Annotated in this window: 22 protein-coding genes; 3 read left to right on the forward strand and 19 right to left on the reverse strand. The window is 71.2% G+C overall.

Features of this window, described 5'->3' with window-relative positions:
* Positions 1-4: 4 nt before the first annotated feature.
* The 12 genes from ACGFIA_RS07195 to ACGFIA_RS07250 form a co-directional block, all read right to left on the reverse strand.
* Positions 5-382: an ectoine synthase gene (locus ACGFIA_RS07195; RefSeq protein ID WP_357386683.1), complete on the reverse strand. Its 378-nt coding sequence runs from the start codon at positions 380-382 to the stop codon at positions 5-7.
* A gap of 20 nt (positions 383-402) precedes the next feature.
* Positions 403-663 carry a phosphopantetheine-binding protein gene (locus ACGFIA_RS07200; RefSeq protein WP_357386681.1) on the reverse strand — a complete coding sequence of 87 codons (261 nt, stop codon included), beginning with the start codon at positions 661-663 and terminating at the stop codon, positions 403-405.
* Entirely contained in the window at positions 660-2,123 is a 1,464-nt protein-coding gene (locus tag ACGFIA_RS07205) for an AMP-binding protein (protein ID WP_357386679.1), read from the reverse strand. Before ACGFIA_RS07205 ends, ACGFIA_RS07200 begins: the two co-directional genes overlap by 4 nt.
* 567 nt (positions 2,124-2,690) lie before the next feature.
* Positions 2,691-2,990, reverse strand: coding sequence for a DUF2277 domain-containing protein (locus tag ACGFIA_RS07210; RefSeq protein ID WP_357386678.1), 300 nt, complete (start codon positions 2,988-2,990; stop codon positions 2,691-2,693).
* Positions 2,991-3,101: 111 nt separating this feature from the next.
* Entirely contained in the window at positions 3,102-3,683 is a 582-nt protein-coding gene (locus ACGFIA_RS07215; protein ID WP_357468141.1) for a hypothetical protein, read from the reverse strand.
* Between the two features lie 91 nt (positions 3,684-3,774).
* Positions 3,775-4,842, reverse strand: a complete 1,068-nt coding sequence (locus tag ACGFIA_RS07220) for a lytic polysaccharide monooxygenase (RefSeq protein WP_357386674.1) — start codon at positions 4,840-4,842, stop codon at positions 3,775-3,777.
* 182 nt (positions 4,843-5,024) lie between these two features.
* Positions 5,025-5,717: an urea ABC transporter ATP-binding subunit UrtE gene (urtE, locus tag ACGFIA_RS07225; protein ID WP_357468146.1), complete on the reverse strand. Its 693-nt coding sequence runs from the start codon at positions 5,715-5,717 to the stop codon at positions 5,025-5,027.
* Positions 5,717-6,493 (reverse strand): urea ABC transporter ATP-binding protein UrtD, encoded by a 777-nt coding sequence (urtD, locus tag ACGFIA_RS07230; protein WP_357386670.1) that lies wholly within the window; start codon positions 6,491-6,493, stop codon positions 5,717-5,719. Before urtD ends, urtE begins: the two co-directional genes overlap by 1 nt.
* The gene (gene urtC / locus ACGFIA_RS07235) at positions 6,490-7,620 is read right to left on the reverse strand and encodes an urea ABC transporter permease subunit UrtC (protein WP_357386668.1); all 1,131 of its coding nucleotides are present in this window, start codon (positions 7,618-7,620) and stop codon (positions 6,490-6,492) included. Before urtC ends, urtD begins: the two co-directional genes overlap by 4 nt.
* A complete protein-coding gene (urtB, locus tag ACGFIA_RS07240) occupies positions 7,617-8,504 on the reverse strand; it encodes an urea ABC transporter permease subunit UrtB (RefSeq protein WP_357386666.1) in 888 nt (295 codons plus the stop codon). The genes urtC and urtB overlap by 4 nt, the downstream gene beginning before the upstream one ends.
* Before the next feature lie 77 nt (positions 8,505-8,581).
* Entirely contained in the window at positions 8,582-9,826 is a 1,245-nt protein-coding gene (urtA, locus tag ACGFIA_RS07245) for an urea ABC transporter substrate-binding protein (RefSeq protein ID WP_357386664.1), read from the reverse strand.
* A 404-nt stretch (positions 9,827-10,230) separates the two neighbouring features.
* Positions 10,231-11,313, reverse strand: a complete 1,083-nt coding sequence (locus tag ACGFIA_RS07250; RefSeq protein WP_357386662.1) for a substrate-binding domain-containing protein — start codon at positions 11,311-11,313, stop codon at positions 10,231-10,233.
* Positions 11,314-11,409: 96 nt separating this feature from the next.
* Here ACGFIA_RS07250 and ACGFIA_RS07255 point away from each other — a divergent pair, with 96 nt between their 5' ends.
* Positions 11,410-11,874, forward strand: a complete 465-nt coding sequence (locus tag ACGFIA_RS07255; protein ID WP_357386660.1) for a MarR family transcriptional regulator — start codon at positions 11,410-11,412, stop codon at positions 11,872-11,874.
* Between the two features lie 8 nt (positions 11,875-11,882).
* On the opposite strand, the gene ACGFIA_RS07260 is transcribed toward ACGFIA_RS07255, so the two are convergent.
* From ACGFIA_RS07260 to ACGFIA_RS07285, 6 genes are read right to left on the reverse strand one after another with little or no spacing between them, the layout of a single operon-like run.
* Positions 11,883-12,623 carry an urease accessory protein UreD gene (locus ACGFIA_RS07260; RefSeq protein ID WP_393259052.1) on the reverse strand — a complete coding sequence of 247 codons (741 nt, stop codon included), beginning with the start codon at positions 12,621-12,623 and terminating at the stop codon, positions 11,883-11,885.
* Entirely contained in the window at positions 12,623-13,393 is a 771-nt protein-coding gene (gene ureG / locus ACGFIA_RS07265; RefSeq protein WP_357386656.1) for an urease accessory protein UreG, read from the reverse strand. Before ureG ends, ACGFIA_RS07260 begins: the two co-directional genes overlap by 1 nt.
* The gene (locus tag ACGFIA_RS07270) at positions 13,383-14,075 is read right to left on the reverse strand and encodes an urease accessory UreF family protein (RefSeq protein WP_357477138.1); all 693 of its coding nucleotides are present in this window, start codon (positions 14,073-14,075) and stop codon (positions 13,383-13,385) included. Before ACGFIA_RS07270 ends, ureG begins: the two co-directional genes overlap by 11 nt.
* Positions 14,075-15,778: an urease subunit alpha gene (locus ACGFIA_RS07275; RefSeq protein ID WP_357386652.1), complete on the reverse strand. Its 1,704-nt coding sequence runs from the start codon at positions 15,776-15,778 to the stop codon at positions 14,075-14,077. The genes ACGFIA_RS07270 and ACGFIA_RS07275 overlap by 1 nt, the downstream gene beginning before the upstream one ends.
* A complete protein-coding gene (locus tag ACGFIA_RS07280; protein ID WP_357477136.1) occupies positions 15,775-16,140 on the reverse strand; it encodes an urease subunit beta in 366 nt (121 codons plus the stop codon). Before ACGFIA_RS07280 ends, ACGFIA_RS07275 begins: the two co-directional genes overlap by 4 nt.
* Entirely contained in the window at positions 16,137-16,439 is a 303-nt protein-coding gene (locus ACGFIA_RS07285; RefSeq protein WP_357477134.1) for an urease subunit gamma, read from the reverse strand. The genes ACGFIA_RS07280 and ACGFIA_RS07285 overlap by 4 nt, the downstream gene beginning before the upstream one ends.
* Before the next feature lie 1,007 nt (positions 16,440-17,446).
* On the opposite strand from ACGFIA_RS07285, the gene ACGFIA_RS07290 reads away from it, so the two are divergent.
* Positions 17,447-18,862: a PLP-dependent aminotransferase family protein gene (locus ACGFIA_RS07290; RefSeq protein ID WP_393259056.1), complete on the forward strand. Its 1,416-nt coding sequence runs from the start codon at positions 17,447-17,449 to the stop codon at positions 18,860-18,862.
* A gap of 150 nt (positions 18,863-19,012) precedes the next feature.
* On the opposite strand, the gene ACGFIA_RS07295 is transcribed toward ACGFIA_RS07290, so the two are convergent.
* On the reverse strand, positions 19,013-20,026 hold the full coding sequence (locus ACGFIA_RS07295) for a LacI family DNA-binding transcriptional regulator (RefSeq protein WP_393259058.1): 1,014 nt from the start codon (positions 20,024-20,026) through the stop codon (positions 19,013-19,015).
* Positions 20,027-20,293: 267 nt separating this feature from the next.
* Here ACGFIA_RS07295 and ACGFIA_RS07300 point away from each other — a divergent pair, with 267 nt between their 5' ends.
* Positions 20,294-21,565, forward strand: a complete 1,272-nt coding sequence (locus tag ACGFIA_RS07300) for an extracellular solute-binding protein (RefSeq protein ID WP_393259060.1) — start codon at positions 20,294-20,296, stop codon at positions 21,563-21,565.
* The last annotated feature ends 52 nt before the right edge of the window (positions 21,566-21,617 follow it).

Genomic DNA, 21,617 nt, shown 5'->3' on the forward strand with positions numbered 1-21,617 from the left:
GGCCTCAGTACTGCGAGAATTCGACGGAGTCCAGGTTGTGTCGCTCCGTGCCGACGAGCGGCGGGTTGAAGATGCTGATCAGCTCGAGATCGGTGTCGGGCGCGGCGATCAGGAAGTGGGCGTCGTGCTCGTTCAACGCGTAGAGCACCCCGGGCCGCAGCTCCCAGGTCTGGGAGCCGTCCGCGGTCACCACCGAGCCCTGACCGCCGACGCACAAGCATGCCTCGAGATGGCGGCGGTACTCCAGCCGCGACTTGGTCCCTGCGCGTACGACCGTGTGGCACACAGTGAAGCCCATCTTGTCGGTCGTGAGCAGGTACCGGTAGCTGAGACCGTTGCCCCACTCCACGGGCTCGATCTCTTCCCTCGTGCGAACGATCATCAGTTTCAGTCCTCGTCCGGTCAGCCGATGGCGGCGTGGGTTCGGGCGGTGGTGACCAAGGCGGCCATGGCGTCGACCGACCGGAAGTTGTCCGGCGAGATGTCCAGGTCGTCCATGGGGATCCGGTAGTGCTCGCCGAGCCAGGCGATGAGCTGGAGCAGCCGCAGGCTGTCCACCACACCGGTGTCGAGCAGGTCGTAGCTGGAATCGAGTTCCTCGGGAGCGGTGCCCGGAAGGTACTCCGACACCACGTACCGGGTTATCTCGTCGGCGAGGCTCATATCAGCTCCCTCATCAGGTGGTCACAGACCCGACGGCGGTCGACCTTGCCGGTGGGTCCCACCGGCAGCGGTTCGGTGACCAGGCGGAAAATCTCGGGGATCGCCACCCGGGTGAGCCGGGCGGCGCAGTACGTGCGCAGGGCGAGGCCACTCGGGCCGTCGCCTCCGGTACGGACCACGGCGTACAGCCGGGTGCCGGCCGCCGGGTCGGGCAACGCGACGACGACCGCCTCGACGACCTGGTCGTGGGTCTGGATGACCCGCTCGATCTCCTCGAGGTTGACCCGTACGCCGCGGACCTTGACCTGGAAGTCGTTGCGACCGGCCAGGGTGAGCCGGCCGTCGGCGCCCCGGTGGACCAGATCCCCGGTGCGGTACCAGGTGCGCTCGCCCCGGTCGGTGACCCGGCGGAAGAACCGGTCCCCCGGGGCCTCGTCACCGAGGTAGGCGTCGGCCTGGAAGGGCGTGGCCACCACGAGCTCGCCCGTGCCGGGGCCGGTCAGCACCTGCCCCTGGTCGAGCAGTGCGACCTCCACCCCGGGGATGGGCCGGCCCAGGGGCAGCACGTCGTCCGTCGCGGCCTGTTCGGGGCCGAAGGTGTGCAGGAAGCTGTCGTTGGTCTCGGTGCACCCGTACACGTTGTGGAAGGTCGCCCGGGGGAACACGGCCGGCAGCGCGGCACGGACCCGGCGTGGGGTGTGGTCGCCGGTCAGCAGGACGTGCCGGACCTCTGGGAAGGCACTGCCGTCGCCCGCCTCGGTGAGCAGCCGGAACAACATCGGCACCGCCTGGACGACAGCCGGCCCGGCCTGCGCGAACAACTCCAGCAGGTAGCGAGGCTGGGCCGCCCGGGCCGGGTCGACCAGCACCACCTCGCCGCCGTGGCACAGGGTGGCCCACACGTCCAGCAGGCAGAGGTCGAAGTTGAGTGGCGCGTAGTTGAGCACCCGGGTGCCCGCGGTGACGCCGAACTGGCCGGCGGCCCAGTCGACGAACCGGCCCACGCCGGCGGCCGGCAGCGGGACGATCTTGGGCAGCCCGGTGGATCCGGAGGTCGTCAGCAGCAGACAGGTGCCCGGCGGGAGCGCGGGCGCCGTCCGGGCGACCGGGACCGGCCGGACCCGCAGGCCCCCGTCGTCGACCGCGAGGACCGCGGCGCACCCCGCCCGCTCGACGAGCGCGTCGAAGACCTGCGCACCCAGGTCGCTGGAGAGCAGCAGCACCGGCTGCCCGGCGGCGAGACAGGCCAGCACCGCCGCCACCGACTCCGGCGACTTGGTGGCGCGCACCGCCACCGGAGCCTCGCCCGTCGGCACGCCGGCCAGATGGGCGGACGCCTTCGCGGCCAGCTCGACCAACTCGGCGTAGCTGACCAGCCGGTCCCGCCAGCGCAACGCCGTCGCCGTGGGCGTCCGCTCAGCCTGCTCGTGGATGCGGGACGCGATGGAACCGTTCGACACCGCTTCCCCCTCTCGCATGTGCCGACCGGCAATCTCCCCCCGACCGACCCGACGCACCGATCTTCGAGTCCGCCGGGCAGATGTGCATCTTCCAAAATGCGCAGGGCCGCGGGTGCGCCGACGAGCCGCCCGACATCGGCGCGACATGCTGGTATTTCTTGACATCGATGGGATCCGTGCCCGGGGACACGGCGCCGGGTCGGCTGACCAGGCCGGGGCGGCACGGAGTCACCCGCGCTACGCGGGGCACGACGGCGCGGGGCACGACGGCGCGGGGTACGACGGCGCGGACCGCGATGCGCGTGCACGAACGGCCGCGAACGCCGACCCAGGACAGACACCGAGGAGCCGCCCCGCCGCTCGTCGCCGGCTCCCCACTCGCCGGGCGGACGGCGCGACGCCACGGTAGGTACCCGGCCGGGTCAGATATTCCTCATCGGTCACGAAGCCCGCGAGGCCACGACGAGACCGCGCGGCAGCGACGACGGACACGCGACCACGAAGCAGCACGTCGGTCGCGCTGCGCGGACATCATCGGCTCGGCCCCGTGCCGCACCACGAAGGCGGTCATCCGGCCAGGGCGGGACCATCATCCTCTCGACGCCCGTAGCGCTCGGCCGCGCGCGCCTTCGCCTTGGCGGCCTCGATCTCCCGGTCGCGGGGCGGCGCCTTCGTCACGAGGCTGTCGAGAAGGGTCCGGGTGGCCTCCGCCACGACGCGGACCGCCTCGGCGAACGCCTCCTCGTTTGCCGCCGACGGCCGAGTCGCGCCGCTGACCTTGCGAACATACTGAAGGGCAGCGGCTTCGATCTCGTCGTCGGTCGCGGGTGGTTCGAAGTTGTGAAGCACGCGAATGTTCCGGCACATGCCTCCACCATGCCAGGCCGGGGCGACAATCGGCAGGCTTCGCTCCGCTCACCGAGCGCGTACGTCGCGCGTTGGCCGCCGCGTGCCGCCCCAGCCGGCCGGTCGGCGTGGTCAGAGGCCGGCGGCGGCGTCGTACCGGCGCCGCAGGTCGGCCATCTCCGATGCGGGCAACGCCTCCCTGAGTGCCAGTTCCTCGTACTTGTCGGGGAACATCTCCCGTAGCCGGTCGACGAACCTGACGCCGGCGGTCGCCTCGACCACCTTGATGCCGGGAGGCCGGGTGGTCATGTCCATGATCACCGGGCCGACGAGTTTGACCGCCCCGTCCCAATGGCGCTTCTGTTCGGCGACGCCGCAGAGGTGGAAGCCGTAGACCGTCTGGACGTCGGCCAACGTGGCGGCCCCGGTGGGCTCGTGGCCGTAGACATGGACTCCGCAGACGACCGCCGGCACGGCCTGCTCTCCGGTTGGCACCTGTGGGGTGTGCCCGGCGTGCTGGTGCTGTGCCGGGTCCGCCTGTTCGAGGGTCGTACGCATCCGGGTCAGGATCTCCTGGCGGAGAACTGCCGGGTCCGTCTTCGGGGTGGTCGAGGTGACCACGGCGGCCGCGCCGAGCGACGCGGCCAGCAGGCACACCTCGATCCACACGAAGCGGCTTCGGTACCAGCCGCTGACGCTCACCCGGGAAATCATGCTCGTTCCTCACCTCGTCGCGGTTCCTGATGGTGGCGGAGGGCGCCGGCGGTGGGGTGGTGCGGCACGCGCCACCCCACCGCAGACGCTGTTACCGAGCGGTGCAGGTGAGGTTGGGTGTGGAGTTGGTGCCGTTCCAGGAGGCGTTGAAGCCGAAGCTGGTGGTGGCGTTGGCGCTCAGGGAGCCGTTGTAGGCGACGTTCGACGCGGAGACCGACGAGCCGCTCGACGTGACCGTCGCGTTCCAGGAGTTGGTGATGCTCTGGCCGTTGGGCCACGTCCACGCCACCGTCCATCCGGAGATGGCGGCGTTGCCGGCCCGGACGGTGACTTCGGCGCCGAATCCACCGGACCACTCGTTCGTCTTGCGGAAGGTGGCGGTGCAGGCACCGTTCCCGGCCGGCGGCGGGGTCGTGGGCGGCGGAGTCGTCGGCGGCGGGGTGGTGGGCGGCGGCGTGGTGGGCGGCGGGGTCGTCGGCGGCGGGTTGCCGCCGCCACCGAAGATCACGTCACTGCAGAGGTAGTACGGCTGGTCGAGGTGGGACGCCTGCCAGATGGTGTAGACGACGTGCCGCCCGGTGCGGTTGCCCGCGTTCACCTGCGCCTCGTAGAGCCCGGTGGTCGGGTAGCTGCCGGTGCGCAGCACCAGTTCGAGGCTGTTCCAGGTGAGGGGCTGAGTGGTCGGGTCGAAACCCTGCTTGGTGATGTAGATCAACATGTAGTCGGCACCGTGCTTGGCACCGTCGGTCAGCGTCAGCGTGAAGTTGTTCGGCATCGGCTTCGCGGTCCACGCGCCGACCGCGTCGAGCGAGGCGTACAGGCCGTTCTGGGTGCGACCACCGCTGCACAGCTGCCCGTCCGGCACCGCGGCCTGGTGATTACCGCCGACGTTCTCGCGGTACAGGCCGTTCCAGTTCCACATCGTGTTCGGGTTGGCCTGCCACGCCTGCCAGCACATCGGGTCGGTCTGCGCCATCGTGGGGTTGAGGTGGTCGGCACCCCAGCGCTCGTAACATCCGTAGTTGCGTGACGGCGGGTTGGTGACCGATCCGTGCGCCGAGGCCGGACCGGCCTGGTTGACCACGACCATCGTGAACGAGGCGACGAGAACTGCGACCGCGGCCAGTCCCAGACGGCGTGCTGTCCGTGAGATTCTCATGATGCTCCAGTGGATGCGCCGACGCCCAGTGGCCCTCGCTGGGTGCCCACCCCGGAGAAGGACGCCGATCGATTCAAGCCGCCCACCAGGTGGACGGCACTGCTGCCCAGCAGCGCTTGGCGACTCCCAGCCACGATCTTAGTAAAGACAGCCGTCAATGTAAATCGATACCGACGTATCGGTCAGACCGCGAGGGCCGCGCGCACCTCCCGCTCCGCCGTCACTCCCCCGTCGCCGTGCGAGGTGACCCGGCCGGATTCGAGGACGTGGTAGCGGTTCGCCACCCGCAGCGCGAACCCGAGGTGCTGCTCGACGAGCAGCGCGCTGAAGCCGGACTGCCGGGTCAGCTCGACGATCCGCTCCTGGATCTCGGCGACCACCGACGGCTGGATGCCCTCGGTCGGCTCGTCGAGCATGAGCAGCCGCGGCCGGGTGATCAACGCGCGGGCGATGGCGAGTTGCTGACGCTGACCACCGGAGAGCAGCCCGGCGCGCCGCCGCAGCAGCGGACGCAGCGCCGGGAACAGGTCCAGCACCTCCGCTGTCGCCTCCGCGCCGTCGCGCCGGCCGTCGGCGACGAGGCGCAGGTTCTCCGCCGCCGTCAGGTGCGGGAAGCACTGCTGGCCCTGCGGGACGTACGCCATGCCACGCGCCACCCGCTCGTGCGGCGCGAGACGGGTGACGTCCTCGCCGTCCAGCTCGACGGTGCCGGCGGTCGGGCGCAGCAGGCCTGCCGCGACCCGCAACAGGGTGCTCTTCCCGGCGCCGTTGTGCCCGAGCACCGCGGCCACCCCGTCGGGCGGGACGGCGAGGTCCACGCCGTGCAGCACCCGGGAACGCCCGTATCCGGCGTGCACCCCACGCAGGGTCAGCATCATGCCTCCAGACCGCTGGGGACCGACCCGGCGTCGACCGGGTGGCCGAGGTAGACCTCCTGCACGCGCGGGTCCGCCTGGACCTGCGCCACAGTGCCCTCGCTGAGCACCCTCCCCGCGTGCAGCACTGTGACGCTGCGCGCGAAGCGACGCAGGAAGTCCATGTCGTGCTCGATCACCACCACCGTGCGATCCCGGCTCACCGTCTCCAGCAGGGCGCCCGTGGCGTCGCGCTCCTCGTGGCTCATCCCGGCGACCGGCTCGTCGAGCAACAGCAGCCGCGCGTCCTGCACCAGCAGCATGCCGATCTCCAACCACTGTTTCTGGCCGTGCGCGAGCGTGCCGGCGAGCTGGTCGGCGCGGCCGGTCAACCCGATGGTCTCCAGCGCGGCCGCCACCTCGTCGGGGATCCCCCGCCGACGCCGGGCCAGGGTGGCCCAGCCGCGGCGGGCGCCCGCAGCGATGTCGAGGTTCTGCACGACCGACAGCTCCTCGAAGATCGTCGACGTCTGGAACGTCCGGCCGATGCCGAGCCGGCTGATCCGGTGCACCGGGCGACCCAGCAGCTCCTGGTCGCCGAAGCGCACCGAGCCGGTGGCCCGCACCAGACCGGTGATCGCGTCGACCACTGTGGTCTTGCCGGCGCCGTTCGGCCCGATCAGGAACCGGATGTCACCGGCGGGAACCTCCAGCGAGACGCCCTCGACGGCGGTGAAGCCGTCGAAGCTGACCCGCACGTCACGGACGGACAGCCCGTCCAGCCGGTCGTCGCTCATCGGTGCGCCTCCGCCCGCTCGGCGCGGCGGCGGGCCAGCGCCCACAGCGACGCCAGGCCGCCGGGAAGGAACGCCACCACCACCACGAAGAGCAGACCCTGCAGGTACGTCCAGGTGCCCGGGAAACGTTCGGACAGGGCGGTACGCGCCCAGGCGACCGCCACCGCGCCGAGCACCGGCCCGAGCAGCGTGGCCCGGCCGCCCACCGCCACACCGATGACGAACTCGATCGACGGGACGATGCCGATGAGGGCGGGCGAGATGATGCCCACCGCCGGCACGAACAGCGCGCCGGCGAGGCCCGCCATACCCGCCGCCACCACGTACGCGACGAGCTTGACCGACGCCGGGTCGTAGCCGAGGAAACGGACCCGCTCCTCGCTGTCACGTACCGCCACGAGCAGTTCCCCGTAGCGGCTGTGGATGAGCTGGCGGGCCAGCGCGAGCAGCGCGAGCAGGACGCCGGCGATGATGAAGTAGACCATCCGCTGGTTGACCGGGTCGTCCAGGTCGTAGCCGAAGAAGCCCTGGATGTCGGTGAGCCCGTTGGTGCCACCAGTGGTCCCCTGCTGGCCGATCAGCAGGATCACCATGGCGGCGGCGAGAGCCTGGCTGAGGATCGCGAAGTACGCGCCCCGCACCCGGCGGCGGAACACCAGTGAGCCGAGCCCGAAGGCGACTGCCATCGGCAGCAGAACCGTGGCCGGCAGCGCGAACCACGGGCTGGCGAACGGCCGCCACCAGACTGGCAGTTCGTCGAGCTGCCCGTACAGCTGCATGAAGTCGGGCATCCCACCGGGACCCGCGTCGGCGAGCTTGAGGTGCATGGCCATCGCGTAGCCGCCCAGGCCGAAGAAGACGCCCTGGCCGAGGGTGAGCATGCCGCCGCGCCCCCAGGCGATGCCGATGCCGACGGCCACCATGGCGACGCAGAGGTACTTGGCGAGCAGGGCCAGCCGGAAGTCCGACAGCGCCAGCGGCGCGACGGCGAACAGCAGCGCCGCGCCGAACGCGAACCCCGCCGCCGCACGCAGCCGGGACCGGCCACCCGGCCGGCTCGGAGGCGCGATGCCGGCCGGGGCCGGTGCGCCGGCGGTGCTCGGCGGCGCGGGTGTCACGGCGGTCATGCGAGGCTCCTGGTCCGCAGGGTGAACAGGCCCTGTGGCCGCCACTGGAGGAACGCGACGATCGCCACGAAGACGATCACCTTGGCGACGCTGAGGGTCGTGAGGTACTCCCCGGTGGCCTGGAGGACCCCGAGGGCGAAGGCGACGATCACGCTGCCCTTCAGCTGACCGATCCCGCCGACCACGACGACCAGGAAGGCGTCGATGATCAGGTTGGTGCCCATGGTCGGGCCGATCGGGCCGAGAAGGGTGAGCGCCACCCCGGCGAGCCCGGCCAGGCCCGAGCCGAGGAAGAAGGTCGTCCGGTCGACCCGGGCGGTGGGGACGCCGGACACCGCGGCGAGGTCGCGGTTCTGCACCACCGCGCGGATCCGACGCCCGAGCGGGGTGAGCCGCAGCGCCAAGGTGAGGGCGGCGACCGCGGCCAGGGCCAGGGCCAGGATGAACAGCCGGTTGTTGGCGACCGTCAGCCCGCCGGGCACCGCCACGTTGCCGGTGAGCAGGTCCGGCGCGCGGGTCTGCACGTTCGGACTGCCGAAGATGTCCCGGGCTAGCTGTTGCAGCATCAGGGACACGCCCCAGGTGACCAGCAGGGTGTCCAGCGGACGGGCGTAGAGCCGGCGGATCAGCAGGATCTCCAGCAGCACCCCCATCGTGCCGGCGACCGCGAACGCCACCGGCAGCGCGACCAGCAGCGACAGGCCGGCGCCGGTGATGCTCTGTTGCAGCACGTACGTGGTGTAGGCGCCGGCCATGATGAACTCGCCGTGCGCCATGTTGATGACGTTCATCTGGCCGAAGGTCAGCGCCAGCCCGAGCGCGATGAGCAGCAGCACCGCGCCGATGCTGATGCCGGTGAAGAGTTGACCGAAGAGGACTGTCACGGTGGGTACTCCCGTACTGCTGGTCGAGGGACCCGGGCGGGGCGCGGCGTCGCGGTGCCCGCCCGGGGCCGGCGTCGTCAGCTCAGGCCGCTCGCCCACGGATAGGTCTTGAGGTACGGGTCCGGCGCGATCGGCTTGCCGGAGTTCCACACCTCGCTGATCAGGCCGTCCGCGCCGACCTTGCCGATGCGGGCGGTCTTGGCGATGTGCTGGGTCTTGCCGTCGACGGTGACCAGGCCCTCCGGCGCGTCGAAGGTGATTCCGTCGGAGGCGCCGCGGACCTTCTCGACGTCGAACGCGCCGGCCTTCTCGACCATCGCCTTCCACAGGTAGACGCTGACGTAGGCGGCCTCCATCGGGTCGCTCGTCGGCTTGTCCGCGCCGTACTTCGCCTTGTACGCGGCCACGAACTTGCCGTTCGCCGTGCCGGGCGTGGTCTGGTAGTAGTTCCAGGCGGTCAGCTGACCCTCCAGGTACTGGGTGCCGATGCTCTTGACCTCCTCCTCGGCGATGGACACCGACACCACAGGCATCGCGGCGGCGGTCAGCCCGGCCGACTTGTACTCCTTGAAGAACGCCACGTTGCTGTCGCCGTTCAGGGTGTTGAAGACCGCCTTCGCGCCGGATGACTTGACCTTGTTGACGATCGTGCCGAATTCGGTGGACCCGAGCGGCGCGTAATCCTCGCCGACCACCGTCATGCCGTTCGCCGCCGCGTACGCCTTGATGATTTTGTTCGCCGTTCGCGGGAAGACGTAGTCGCTGCCGACCAGGTAGACCGATTTCGTTCCCTGAGCCTTGAGATAGTCGAGCCCGGGAACGATCTGCTGGTTGGTCGTCGCGCCCGTGTAGAAGATGTAGGGCGACTGTTCCAGCCCCTCGTACTGCACCGGGTAGAACAGCAGCGCCTTGTTCTTCTCGAACACCGGCTTGACCGCCTTGCGGCTGGCCGACGTCCAGCAGCCGAAAACGGCTGCGACCCGGTCCTCGGAGATGAGCTTCTCGGCCTTCTCCGCGAAGGTGGGCCAGTCCGAGGCGCCGTCCTCCCCGACCGGCTGGATCTTCTTGCCGAGGACGCCGCCGGCCGCGTTGATCTCCTCGACGGCGAGCATGATGGAGTCGCGGACGGTGACCTCGCTGATCGCCATGGTGCCGGAGAGCGAGTTGAGCAGGCCCACCTTGACGGTGTCGCCGGAGACGTCGGCGGTGACGCCGGCCGCGCCGCCCGCGTCACTGGTCTTGCTGCCGCACGCGGTCATGGCCGCCGCGGCGACGAGGGTCATGGCACCCGCCAGGATGCGGCGGCCCCGAAGAAGTGGCATCTAGTCTCCCTGCGGTGCACTCAAGTAGCGAAAGGACGGTCGGTGCGGTCCGGTGGAGTTGGCGATGCCGAGGTCGACGGGTGGACGTCGCCTGTGGTCATCGCATCGGATACGGGCACGCAAAGCGTTGACCGGCATGATTGCGCGGAGGTTTCCCAGTCCTTAATTGACTGTTTCCCGGGCACCCGGAGAGAACGCGTGCGAGAACGGCTGACACCGCCCCACGGGAAACGGTGTCAGCCGTGATTATTTCGCCGAAGAATTGCGCCACCACAATGGCCGGCGGACAGATTCCGCCGACGGTGGACAGGCATTCGCGGTATCCGCCCCGGAGGTAGATACTTCACGCAGGAAGCATCTTAGGGCCGGGCCGGGTGGACGTGTCAAGGGTCGATACCTGACGGTCAGATCTGGGCGAGCACTGTGAAGTCGAGACCGTCGGCCTCGGCGAGGTAGATCCGCTGGCGCACGTGCCGTCGACGCAGCTCCAGCCGACCTCGCGGCCCGTGGTACGCCACCGTGTCGGCAGCCGTCTCGATCGCCCGTACGTCGAGGGTGCGGGCCTGCCCGATCAGGGCGGCGAGCAGCATCACGCCCTCGTAGCAGGACTCCCCCAGGCTGCCCAGCGGCGGCGCCTCCACCCCGAACCGGCGGGCGAACTCGCCGTGGAAGTCGAGGTTCTCCTGCGTCACGAGGCCGGCGAAGAAACCCGCCGTGCTGTAGAGCCGCCGCGTCGCGCCCGCCCCGCTGGCCAGCAGCATGTTCTCGTCCATCAGGGTACTGAGCCGCAGGCAGCGCTGGTCCATCGCGGCACGCGCGAACGCCCTGTTGAACCGCACCGCGTCCGCGCCGACGAGCAGCATCACCACGGCGTCGGCCGCGCTGCGCTCGATCCGGCGCAACACGTCGTCGAAGTCGTGCGTCTCCAACGGCAGGAACGCCTGCCCCACCACGCGGCCACCGCCGCGCAGCGCGTACCGCTGGGCCGCCCGCGCGGTACGCCGGGGCCACACGTAGTCGTTGCCGACCACGAACCAGCGGCGCACGCCCTGCTCCCCCGCGAGCAGCCGCATCGCGGGCCACAGCTGGGCGTCCGGAGTCTCGCTGGTCAGATAGACCCCCTCGGTACGCTCACCGCCCTCGTACAGTGCGGTGTAGACGTACGGCACGCGGTGCGCGACCCGGGGCGCGAGCGCCTGCCGCACCGAGGAGATGTGCCAACCGGTCACGCCCTGCACGGCGCCCACCGACACCAGCGCCTCCACCTGGGCGGCCACCTCGGCCGGCGGGGCCCCACCGTCGACCGGCACCAGCCGCACCTCGCGGCCCAGCACCCCGCCGGCGGCGTTTATCTCCTCGACCGCGAGCTGGGCGCAGAGTTCGCAGGTCGGGCCGAACATCCCCGCCGGCCCGCGCATCGGGTAGACCAGCGCGATGCTGACCACGGCCCGATCGACTGTGAGCCACGGCGGTGCCGGCGCGGACATGAGCCCATGATTGCCCGGCCGACGTGGGAAAACCATAGCTCTCCACGGACCGGGACGAGTCGCTACCATGGCAGGGCCACCGGCCCAGGGAGTCCCATGTCAGACGTGCCCGGGGCGCCAGCCGATCTGCTGCGCTCGCTCACCCGTGCCGAACGGCTGCTCTCCCGCCGGCTGGCCGCCGTTCTGGCCGACGACGACCTGACCGCCGAGGCGTGGCGGGTGCTCTGCCTGCTGGCCGACGGTCAGGGCCATCCGATGAGCGAGGTGTCCGCCGAGGCGTCGTTGCCGCCGGGGACCCTCACCAAGCTGGTCGACCAGCTCGTCGACCGTAACCTGGTGTTCCGGCGGATCGACCCGCTGGACCGCCGGCGTATCCGGGCCTACCTGACCGCCCGGGGCCGCCGCGAGCACGCCCGCCTCGACGAGCGGGTCCGGGCCAGCCTCGCCGAGGCGGGCGTACCGGCCGACACCGCCCTGCTCGACCACCTCACCGACCTGATCGCCCGGCTCGACCCGGCCGGTCGCCGCGACGACGCCGAGGCGGCCGGCCTTCGCCGTTGACCCCCGCCTCACTCCACCTCGGTGAGCAGCGGCTTACCTTCGAGGTGGGCGCGCAGCGTGTGCGCGTCGGCAGCGGTGGCGGTCCACAGTGTTGCCGGGCCACCCGCCAGGGGCAGCCGGGCGACGGTGCCCTCGACCGTCGCGGGATCGTGGGGCAGCGACGGGTCCACCACCAGCAGCGACCCGGTGGCCGACGCGCCGCCGAGCACCGCGGGGCCGGCCCAGCCGGGCGCGCCCGGTCCCACTGCGAGCGACTGACGCAGCAGCGGCCGGCCGTCGTAGTCGACCCGGGTGTGGACGACCGCGCCGCCCGGCGTTTCGCCGTACCGGCCGCAGATCACCTCGTCGCGCCAGGTCAGCCTCGCCCCCGCGGCCAGCTCCACCTGGGACTCGGCGAGGTGGGCGCAGCCGGCGGCCGCGACCAGTTGCTCGGGCAGCCAGTGCAGTACGCCGCCGTCGCGCACCACGGCGCGGACCGCCATCCGCGACACGACGCCGGGCCGGCCGGGCAGGGCGACCGAGGCGGCGACGGTGTGCAGCCGTACTGCCGCCCCCGGTCCCACGTCGATCTCCAGCCGCAGGTCGTCGCCGGCGAGCGGGCCGGCCGCACCGCCGACGACGTACACGGTCACGCCACGACCGCCGCCGGGCGTCTGCCGCAGCAGCAGCGGCGTCTCACCGCGCAGCTCGGCGAGGACCGTGCCGCCCCGGCCGTCGGCCCGGGCCACCAGCCGGGCGTACGCGCGCATCAGGCCGGGCCGACCCGCGCGGCGGTCGGGTGCACTGCCGCGTGGTGGGCGAGTTCGTGGCGGACCCAGTCGGCGACCCGCCCCGCCGTCGGGTCGCCGACGATCGACAGGAACACGGTCGGCAGGTCGCCGCGCCGGGCCCGCGCGTCCCGGTCCATGACGGCCAGGTCCGCGCCCACCATCGGGGCCAGGTCGGTCTTGTTGATCACGAGCAGGTCGGCGGACGTCACCCCCGGTCCGCCCTTGCGTGGCACCTTGTCCCCGCCGGCCACGTCGACCACGAATATCTGCCGGTCCACCAGGCCCCGGCTGAACGTGGCGGTCAGGTTGTCCCCGCCGCTCTCGACCAGCACCAGGTCCAGCGGGCCGACCGCCTCGGCCAGCTCGTCCACGGCGTCGAGGTTGGCCCCGATGTCGTCCCGGATGGCGGTGTGCGGGCAGCAACCGGTCTCCACGGCGCGGATCCGGGCCGGGTCCAGCACGCCGGCCCGCTTGAGGAAGTCGGCGTCCTCGGTCGTGTAGATGTCGTTTGTGACCACGCCGAGTCGCAGCTCGCCGGCGAACGCCCGGCACAGGGCCGCCACCAGGGCGGTCTTGCCGGATCCGACCGGCCCGCCGATGCCGACGCGCAGCGCCCGGCCGGCTCGCGCCAGCGGCGGATGCGGGTCCACCCCCGGTTCGGGGTGGGTGTGCGGAACGGTCTCGTCGTGCGGGGCAGGATGCTGGCCGGCAGTGGGCGCAGCGGTCGGCACAGCGGTGTCAGGACGCAAAGAGACGCACCTCCCAGGTGGCATGAGCTTCGGCATGGATGTCGGCGAGGGGCGCGGCTGCCGCGGGCAGCCGCTCGGGCGGGTCGTCGGCGGCCCGGGCCGCCGCGGCGGCGGTGCCGTCGCACAGGCCGGCGAGACCGACCAGCAGGGACTGGACCCGGTACGGGTCGAGGCCGAGCAGGCGTACGGCCGCACTGGCCGCACCGGTCACCGTCCCGTGCACGGCGACAGTGGCGGTCTCGGCGCGGCTCAGGCCGGCGGCGGCGCAGAGCAGCCCGAGCACCAACGGCTGGTGCGCTCCGCCAGGTGTGGAGGGCAGGTCGTCGAAGGACGCCTCCGGCCAGACGGCCCGGCCCGCGCGCAGCAGAGCCCGTCCCTGGCGACGGGACACGGTGCGCAGCGCCGGTGCCGCCGTCCGGGCGTCCAGCTCCGCGTCGAGCAACACCAGCGCGGAACCGCGTACGGCGGAACCGGCCGACGTCACCGCCCGGTGCGCCGCCGCCGCGAACGCCGCGCCGACCAGCCCGGCGGTGGCCAGCCGGCCGGCCAGGAACGCCTCCAACGTGGCCAGGTCGGTGACCCGGCCGGCGGCGACGGCGGCCTCCAGGCCACCGGAGTGGGCGTGCGCGCCGGCCGGGAATCGACCGTCGGCCAGCAGCAGGAGCAGACTCGACGTCGCCATCAGAACAGGAAGTACCGCTGGGCCATCGGCAGGCGTGGCACCGGTTCCGGCTCCACCACCTGACCGTCGATCCGCACGGTGAAGGTGTCCGGGTCCACCTCGATCCGGGGCATCGCGTCGTTCTCCGGCAGGTCGGCCTTGCCCCGCGAGCGCACGTCCGCCACGGGCACCACCCGCCGCCGCACGTCGAGGCGCAACCCGGCGTCGAGGGCGGCCGGCGCGACGAACGCCAGGCTGGTGGCAGACGCCGCGGCGCCGTACGCCCCGAACATCGGGCGCGGCAGCACCGGCTGCGGCGTCGGGATGGACGCGTTGGCGTCACCCATCTGGGCGTACGCGATCATGCCGCCCTTGAGCACCAGGTGCGGGCGTACGCCGAAGAACGCCGGATCCCACAGCACCAGGTCGGCCAGCTTGCCCGGCTCGACCGAGCCGATCTCCCGGTCCAGTCCGTTCGCCATCGCCGCGCAGATGGTGTACTTCGCCACGTACCGGCGGGCCCGGTGGTTGTCGGCCGCGCCGTCGCCCGGCAGCGCGCCGACCCGCTCCTTCATGACGTGCGCGCTCTGCCAGGTTCGCAGGATCACCTCGCCCACGCGGCCCATCGCCTGGGCGTCGGAGCCGATGATGGAGATCGCGCCGAGGTCGTGCAGCAGGTCCTCGGCGGCCATCGTGGACGGCCGGATGCGGCTCTCCGCGAAGGCCAGGTCCTCCGGCACGGACGGGTTGAGATGGTGGCAGACCATCAGCATGTCCAGGTGCTCGGCGAGGGTGTTGGCGGTGTACGGCCGGGTCGGGTTGGTCGACGACGGCAGCACGTTGGGCTCGCCGGCCACCGTGATGATGTCCGGCGCGTGCCCGCCTCCCGCGCCCTCGGTGTGGTACGAGTGGATGGCCCGGCCGGCGATCGCCCGCAGCGTGTCGGCCACGAAGCCGGCCTCGTTGAGGGTGTCGGTGTGGATGGACACCTGCACCCCGGAGGCGTCCGCCACCCGCAGGCAGGCGTCGATCGCCGCCGGTGTGGTGCCCCAGTCCTCGTGCAGCTTGAAACCGCCCGCGCCGGCGCGCAACTGCTCCCACAGCGCCTCCGGAGAGACGGTGTTGCCCTTGCCGAGCAGCAGCACGTTGACCGGCAGCGTGTCCAGCGCCTCGTGCATGCGGGCCAGGTGCCAGGCGTTCGGGGTGACAGTCGTCGCCCGGGTGCCCTCGGCGGGGCCGGTGCCGCCGCCGACGAGTGTGGTGACGCCGCTGGCCAGCGCCTCGGTGACGATCTCCGGGCAGATGAAGTGCACGTGGGTGTCGACGGCGCCCGCCGTGAGGATCCGGCCGTTGCCGGCGATGACCTCGGTGGCCGGGCCGATGACCAGCTCGGGGTGGACGCCGGGCATGGTGTCCGGGTTGCCGGCCCGGCCCAGCGCCACGATCCGCCCGTCGCGCAGACCCACGTCGGCCTTGACCACGCCCCAGTGGTCGAGCACCACCGCGCCGGTGACGACGGTGTCGAGGGCGCCCGCCGCGCGGGTGGCCCGCGACTGGCCCATCGACTCGCGGATCACCTTCCCGCCGCCGAAGACCGCCTCGTCGCCGCCCACGCAGTGGTCGGTCTCCACCTCGATCAGGAGGCTCGTGTCGGCCAGCCGGATGCGGTCGCCGGTGGTCGGCCCGTACAGGTCGATGTAGCGGTCCCGCCGTACGGCGCTCACCGCGCCGGCCCGTCGGTCGTCGGCGCTTCCGTTCCCGGGGCGGTCGGTGGCGCCTCGTCCAGCGGTCCGGCGCACTCGCCGCGGAGACCGGGCACGACGCGTGCGCCGCCGAGCGGGACCAGCTCGACGGTGCGGCTCACGCCCGGCTCGAACCGGACGGAGGTACCCGCCGCAACGGCGAGACGCTGACCCCAGGCGACGTTCCGGTCGAACATCAGGGCCGGGTTGGCCTCGGCGAAGTGGTAGTGCGAGCCGACCTGCACCGGACGGTCGGCGGTGTTTACCACGACCACTGTGGTCACCGGCCGACCCACGTTGATCTCGACCGGGCCGGCCGCCGGCAGGATCTCCCCCGGGATCACGGGATCGGGTGGTGCACCGTCACGAGCTTGGTACCGTCCGGGAACGTCGCCTCCACCTGCACCTCCCTCAGCATCTCGGGGATGCCGTCCTGGACGTCCTCGCGGCCGAGCACCGTCCGGCCGGCGGACATGAGGTCGACCACCGACCGTCCGTCGCGGGCCCCTTCCAGCAGGAAGGCGACGATGATCGCGACGGCCTCGGGATAGTTGAGTCGCAGGCCGCGCTCGCGGCGGCGGCGAGCGACGTCGGCCGCGACGTGGACGAGCAGGCGGTCCTGCTCGTGCGGGGTGAGGAACACGGGATTCTCCGGTGGGGATCGGCGTGGCCCGCTCGCCGTCGGCTCCGCGCGGAGCCACACCGGGCAGCACCACCCGGAGTACGAGCTGGGAGTCACACGACCGCCGCGACGCCGCCGACGGGGTGGCCCGGGACTCCACCGTCCCGGCCCGCGCGACGAGCACCCGGCGGTGTCGGTCGGATGCGGACCGCACCGCCCACCGCTTGAGCAGACCGTAGAGGATCGTCACCGGCGGGGGCAACAGGTTCTGGCACGTTCGCGCCGTCAGCTGCCGCACCTACGGCTTGAACGTGGGACGGTTCGGAAGCCCCCCGAGCGGCTCCCGAACCGTCCCGGCCGCCGGCTGCTCAGCCCGCGCTTTCGGCGTCAGGACGTGTGAACAAAGCCGCTGGTCGCATAGTCGCCAGAGTCGCATTGTGCCGTCGACGTGGGTCCGTACGACGTCCACGGTGCGGTGTAAACCCGCCCGAACGCGGTGTACGACACCCCAGCGCTCACGTCCCAGCATGTCAGCCAGACGCTGTAGGCCGCGGAGGGGTACAACGAGCTACGCGTGCAACTCGCGCTGAGGTACGTCCAGGGGTTCAAATCCCTCAAGGTACGGCAGCTCGTCGAGAGCAGCGCCATATCGCTGCTGATCGTGGTAATGCTGCTGGTCCGGGTCGCCGGCTCGGTAGTTGCGGCCTCCGCACCAACGCCACGTTGGTCCGCCTGAGCTGGAGCTGCCAGGGCGGTCGCCATTGCCGCCAGCGCCACGCAGATCACGGTCATACGTCTTACGGATCGCACCATGGTTCTTCCTTCCGGTGGTTTTTCTTACCGACCGGGCACAGATGTTCACGGTGGACTGTGCGCTCAATCGTCCTGCGATCCAGGACGGTCACAGTCCGGCGGAATGCCGATCGCATTCTGCTTCCCTGCCCTCGTCATCACCGTAGAAGCCGCGGTGGTCGTCGCCCAGAGCCAATTCGCCGGCACCTTGACGGTGCCACTTAGGATCTCGGAACGTGGATGTGGCCGTGCGGCTGGACCGGAACGGGATCCTGGCGGGGCAGATCTACCGGCAGCTACGCGATGCTGTCCTGGACGGGCGGCTTCGCCCGGACGAGGCGCTGCCCTCCAGCCGGGATCTGGCCGAGCAGCTCCAGGTTTCGCGCAACACCGTGACGACCGCCTATGAGCGGCTGGTGGCCGAGGGCTATCTGACCGGGCGGCCGGGCTCCGGAACGTTCGTCAACGCCCTGCCCCTCGCAGAGCCGACCGCGCCCATGCTGCCGTCCGGACCTCTCACGCCGCTCGCCGTGTGGCCGTCGATCCCGGTGCCGCCCGATTTCGGCGACGCACCGGAGTTCGACTTCCGGGTCGGTGCGCCCGATACGCGGTTGTTCCCGTACGCGGCCTGGCGCCGGCTCCTGGGCAACCAGTTCCGGCCGACGGCCGTCGGCACCGGGATGCCTGTCGAGCCGGCCGGCCACTTCCGACTGCGTACCCTCATCGCCCGTCATCTGGGCACGGCCCGGAGCATCAGGGCGAATCCGCGGGATGTGCTGATGACCTGCGGCGTGCAGCAGGCGCTCGACCTGGTCGGGCGGGTGCTGCTCGAACCTGGCGCCACGGCGGCGATCGAGAATCCCGGCTATGAACCTGCGAAACTTGTATGGGAAGCCCAGGGCGTCCGGGTCACCGGCGTCCCGGTCGACGAGGAGGGCCTGATCGTCGACGCGCTGCCCGCGAACGCTCGGCTCGTCTATGTGACGCCGTCCCACCAGTACCCGACCGGCGTGGCGCTGTCGCTGCGGCGGCGCGTCGAGCTGCTCGCGTGGGCCCGGCGGCATGACGCGGCCATCGTCGAGGACGACTACGACAGCGAGTTCCGCTACACCAGACAGCAGCTGGAACCATTGCACAGCCTCGACCGCAGCGGCCGGGTCCTCTACGTCGGATCGTTCTCCAAGGTTCTGCTGCCCACGCTGCGACTGGGTTTCCTGATCCATCCGCCGTCGCTACGCCACGCCCTGCACGCCGCCAAATTCGTCACCGACTGGCACACCAACCTGCCCCTGCAGGCTGCCATGGCGGATTTCCTCGAGCAGGGCATGTTCACGCGGCACCTGCGGCGGGTCCGCCGGGTGTACTGGCAGCGTCACGAACGCATCGCGGCTGCGCTCGCCGGCCCGCTGTCGGCGTACCTCAGGGTCGTGCCGTCGGCGGCCGGCCTGCACCTGAGCGCGATGGTGCGGGGAGCCACCGCCGCCGATGCGCTCGTCCGGGCCCGGGCTGCCGGCGTCGTCGTGGCGAGCTTTCCGGAAATCGCCGCCGCGGCACCCGATCCGCCGGGAGTGATCTTCGGGTACGGCATGATCGACGCGCACCGCATCGACGAAGGGATGGCCCGACTACATCACTGTTTGGCCGCCGGCTAGACCGCCGGCCGCGACCTCGCCCAGGCACAGGCACAGGTGTGACGCCGAGGCAGGCCCGGTTGCGGGGTCGGTGACAGCGGCTCCGGCAACAGCGACCGCGAGCAGCAGCACGATCCAGAGCGGGACGGCGCCGACGTCGCGCGGTTCGGGTCAGGTGGAGCCGCGGACGACAAGCGTCGTCGGCAACACGGTCGGCTTGGGCGGGTCGTCGCCGCCGTGCAGCATGGCGACCAGCGCCTCGGCGGCGGCCGTGCCGAAGCCGGGCTTGTTCTGGGCGACGGTGCTGAGCCCGGGCGGGATCAGCGCGGCCACCTCGATGTCGTCGAAACCGACAATCGCGATGTCGTCGGGGATCCGTAGGCCGGCCGCCTGGGCCGCCCGCATCGCGCCGACAGCCATCTCGTCACCGGCGACGAACACTGCGGTGGGGCGGTCGTCGAGGGCGAGCAGCCGGTTCATCGCGGCGTGACCGCCGTCGAGATAGAAGTCTCCCTCGATGACGTGGCTGTCGGCGAGCGCCAGGCCGGCCCCGGCCAGCGCGGCCCGGAAGCCGACGAGCCGTTCGGCTCCCGGCCAGGTTCGCAGCGGGCCGGTGATGGTGGCGATGCGCCGGTGGCCGCGTTCGACGAGGTGGCGCACGGCGAGCGCCGCGCCGCCGGCATTGTCCGAGGTGATGTAGGTCGACGCCGGGCCGTCGACCCGCAGGTCGAGAGCGACGCACGGCACCTGGGCTTCGACGAGGGCGAGCACGGCTGGGTCCCGGGTGCCGTTGTCGATGATGACGGCGCCGTCGAGGTTGTGCTGGCGGACGGCGCGCACGTATCGCTGCCCGTCGTCGGGCCCCGCCGCGTCGTGGCCGGCGAGCATGAGCAGGTTCAGCCCGTGCGCGCTGAGCGCCGTCTTGAGCGCGACGAGGATCTCCTGCAGGAATGGGTGGCGCCATCCAGGGCGGCGATGGTCGGTGTCCCACACCAGGCCCACCATGTTGGATTTCTTCGTGGCGAGCGTCCGGGCCGACCCGTTCGGCAGGTAGCCGATCTCGGCGGCCAGGTCGAGGATGCGCTGGCGGGTGTGCTGGCTGACGACCTCGGGGGTGTTGAAGACGCGGGACACGGTGGCGACGGACACGCCGGAGCGGCGCGCCAACTCCCTGATAGTGGTCAATGTGGTGCCTTCTCTGTAACCGGTTTCACGACCGTAGCGCCAGCGATGTCCGCTGGTCAAGACGCATCGACCGTTACCGTTTTGTAACTTGACACCCCCTAGCCGAACCCGTTCACACTTCCCAGGAAAGGCGCTCACCGGCGGTCACCCGCAACCCGGCCGGCATCCGATCTTCATCCAATTCCACCCACCCCTACCACCATCGCTTCGCCGACAATGTAACCGGTTTCAGGTAACCGGTTACATCGCACGAAAGGGTTCCCTGGCATGCACCCAAACCGACTGTTGCGACTGGCGGCGGCCACCCTGGCCGCCGGAGTACTGCTGACCGCGTGTGGCACCGGCACTGACGGAGGCTCCGGCGGCGGCAACGAAAAGATCACCCTGAACGTCAACCTGTTCGGCAACTTCGGGTACCAGGACCTGTACGCCGAGTACCAGAAGTCGCATCCGAACATCACGATCCAGGAGCGCACGGCCGCCTACAACGACCATCATCGCGACCTGATCACCCACCTGGCCACCGGCTCCGGCGCGGGCGACATCGAGGGCGTCGACACGGGCTTCATCGCGCACATGCGCGAGCGGGGCAACCTCTTCGTCGACCTGGGCAAGGACCGCCAGTCCGAGTACCTCGACTGGAAGTGGGCGGCGTCGCTGGCCAAGGACGGCAAGCAGATCGGGTACGGCACCGACGTCGGCGGCCTGGCCATCTGCTATCGGCGTGACCTGTTCGAGAAGGCCGGCATGCCGTTCGACCGCGACCAGGTGTCGGCCGCCTGGGGCAGCGGCTGGGACCAGTACATCGAGTTCGGCAAGCGGTACGCGGCGAAGGCCCCGGCCGGCAGCGCCTTCTTCGATGGCGGAGGCCAACTGTTCAACGCCATCATCGGCCAGGCCCCGGTCGGGTACTACAACGAGGACAACGCCATCGTCGTGGGCACCAGCCCCGATGTCCGAAAGGCCTGGGACCTGACGGTGAAGGCGATCCAGAGCAACCTGTCGGCCAAGCTGATCGGCAGCTCGCAGGAGTGGAACAACGGCTTCGCGAAGGACCAGTTCGCCACCATCGCGTGCCCGGCCTGGATGATGACCAAGATCAAGGACCAGGCGAAGCACGCCGCCGGCAAGTGGGACGTGGCGAGCGTCCCGGGCGGCGGCGGCAACTGGGGCGGCTCGTACCTCACCGTTCCCAAGCAGGGCAAGCACATCGAGGAGGCCAAGAAGCTCGCGGCGTGGCTGACCGCCCCGGAACAGCAGGCCAAGGTGTTCACCGCGCGGGGCAACCTGCCGTCCATCCCGGCTCTGTACGACAAGCCCGACATTGCCCAGTACAAGGACGCCTTCTTCAACAACGCCCCGGTGGGCCAGCTCTTCACCACCGCGGCAAAGCAACTCAAGCCCCAGTACCAGGGCCCGCGAGCCGGAGACGTGCAGACCACCATCCGCGACGCCCTCGTCCGCATCGAACAGGGCAAGCAGAGCTCCGACGAGTCCTGGAAGCAGATGGTCAGCGACGTCGAGCGCCTCGCCAAGTAACTCGACCCGCGCCGCCGGCGGTCGCCCCTGACCGCCGGCGGCCCCCGGCGAC

Source organism: Micromonospora sp. NPDC049203 (assembly GCF_043197215.1).
Taxonomy (GTDB): Bacteria; Actinomycetota; Actinomycetes; order Mycobacteriales; family Micromonosporaceae; genus Micromonospora.

Excerpts from the sequence above, each read along its gene's own strand:
- ACGFIA_RS07195 (WP_357386683.1), bottom strand. The coding sequence starts at position 382 with ATGATCGTTCGCACGAGGGAAGAGATCGAGCCCGTGGAGTGGGGCAAC.
- ACGFIA_RS07200 (WP_357386681.1), bottom strand. The coding sequence starts at position 663 with ATGAGCCTCGCCGACGAGATAACCCGGTACGTGGTGTCGGAGTACCTT.
- ACGFIA_RS07210 (WP_357386678.1), bottom strand. The coding sequence starts at position 2,990 with ATGTGCCGGAACATTCGCGTGCTTCACAACTTCGAACCACCCGCGACC.
- ACGFIA_RS07215 (WP_357468141.1), bottom strand. The coding sequence starts at position 3,683 with ATGATTTCCCGGGTGAGCGTCAGCGGCTGGTACCGAAGCCGCTTCGTG.
- ACGFIA_RS07220 (WP_357386674.1), bottom strand. The coding sequence starts at position 4,842 with ATGAGAATCTCACGGACAGCACGCCGTCTGGGACTGGCCGCGGTCGCA.
- urtE (WP_357468146.1), bottom strand. The coding sequence starts at position 5,717 with ATGCTGACCCTGCGTGGGGTGCACGCCGGATACGGGCGTTCCCGGGTG.
- urtD (WP_357386670.1), bottom strand. The coding sequence starts at position 6,493 with ATGAGCGACGACCGGCTGGACGGGCTGTCCGTCCGTGACGTGCGGGTC.
- urtC (WP_357386668.1), bottom strand. The coding sequence starts at position 7,620 with ATGACCGCCGTGACACCCGCGCCGCCGAGCACCGCCGGCGCACCGGCC.
- urtA (WP_357386664.1), bottom strand. The coding sequence starts at position 9,826 with ATGCCACTTCTTCGGGGCCGCCGCATCCTGGCGGGTGCCATGACCCTC.
- ACGFIA_RS07250 (WP_357386662.1), bottom strand. The coding sequence starts at position 11,313 with ATGTCCGCGCCGGCACCGCCGTGGCTCACAGTCGATCGGGCCGTGGTC.
- ACGFIA_RS07255 (WP_357386660.1), top strand. The coding sequence starts at position 11,410 with ATGTCAGACGTGCCCGGGGCGCCAGCCGATCTGCTGCGCTCGCTCACC.
- ACGFIA_RS07260 (WP_393259052.1), bottom strand. The coding sequence starts at position 12,623 with ATGCGCGCGTACGCCCGGCTGGTGGCCCGGGCCGACGGCCGGGGCGGC.
- ACGFIA_RS07270 (WP_357477138.1), bottom strand. The coding sequence starts at position 14,075 with ATGGCGACGTCGAGTCTGCTCCTGCTGCTGGCCGACGGTCGATTCCCG.
- ACGFIA_RS07300 (WP_393259060.1), top strand. The coding sequence starts at position 20,294 with ATGCACCCAAACCGACTGTTGCGACTGGCGGCGGCCACCCTGGCCGCC.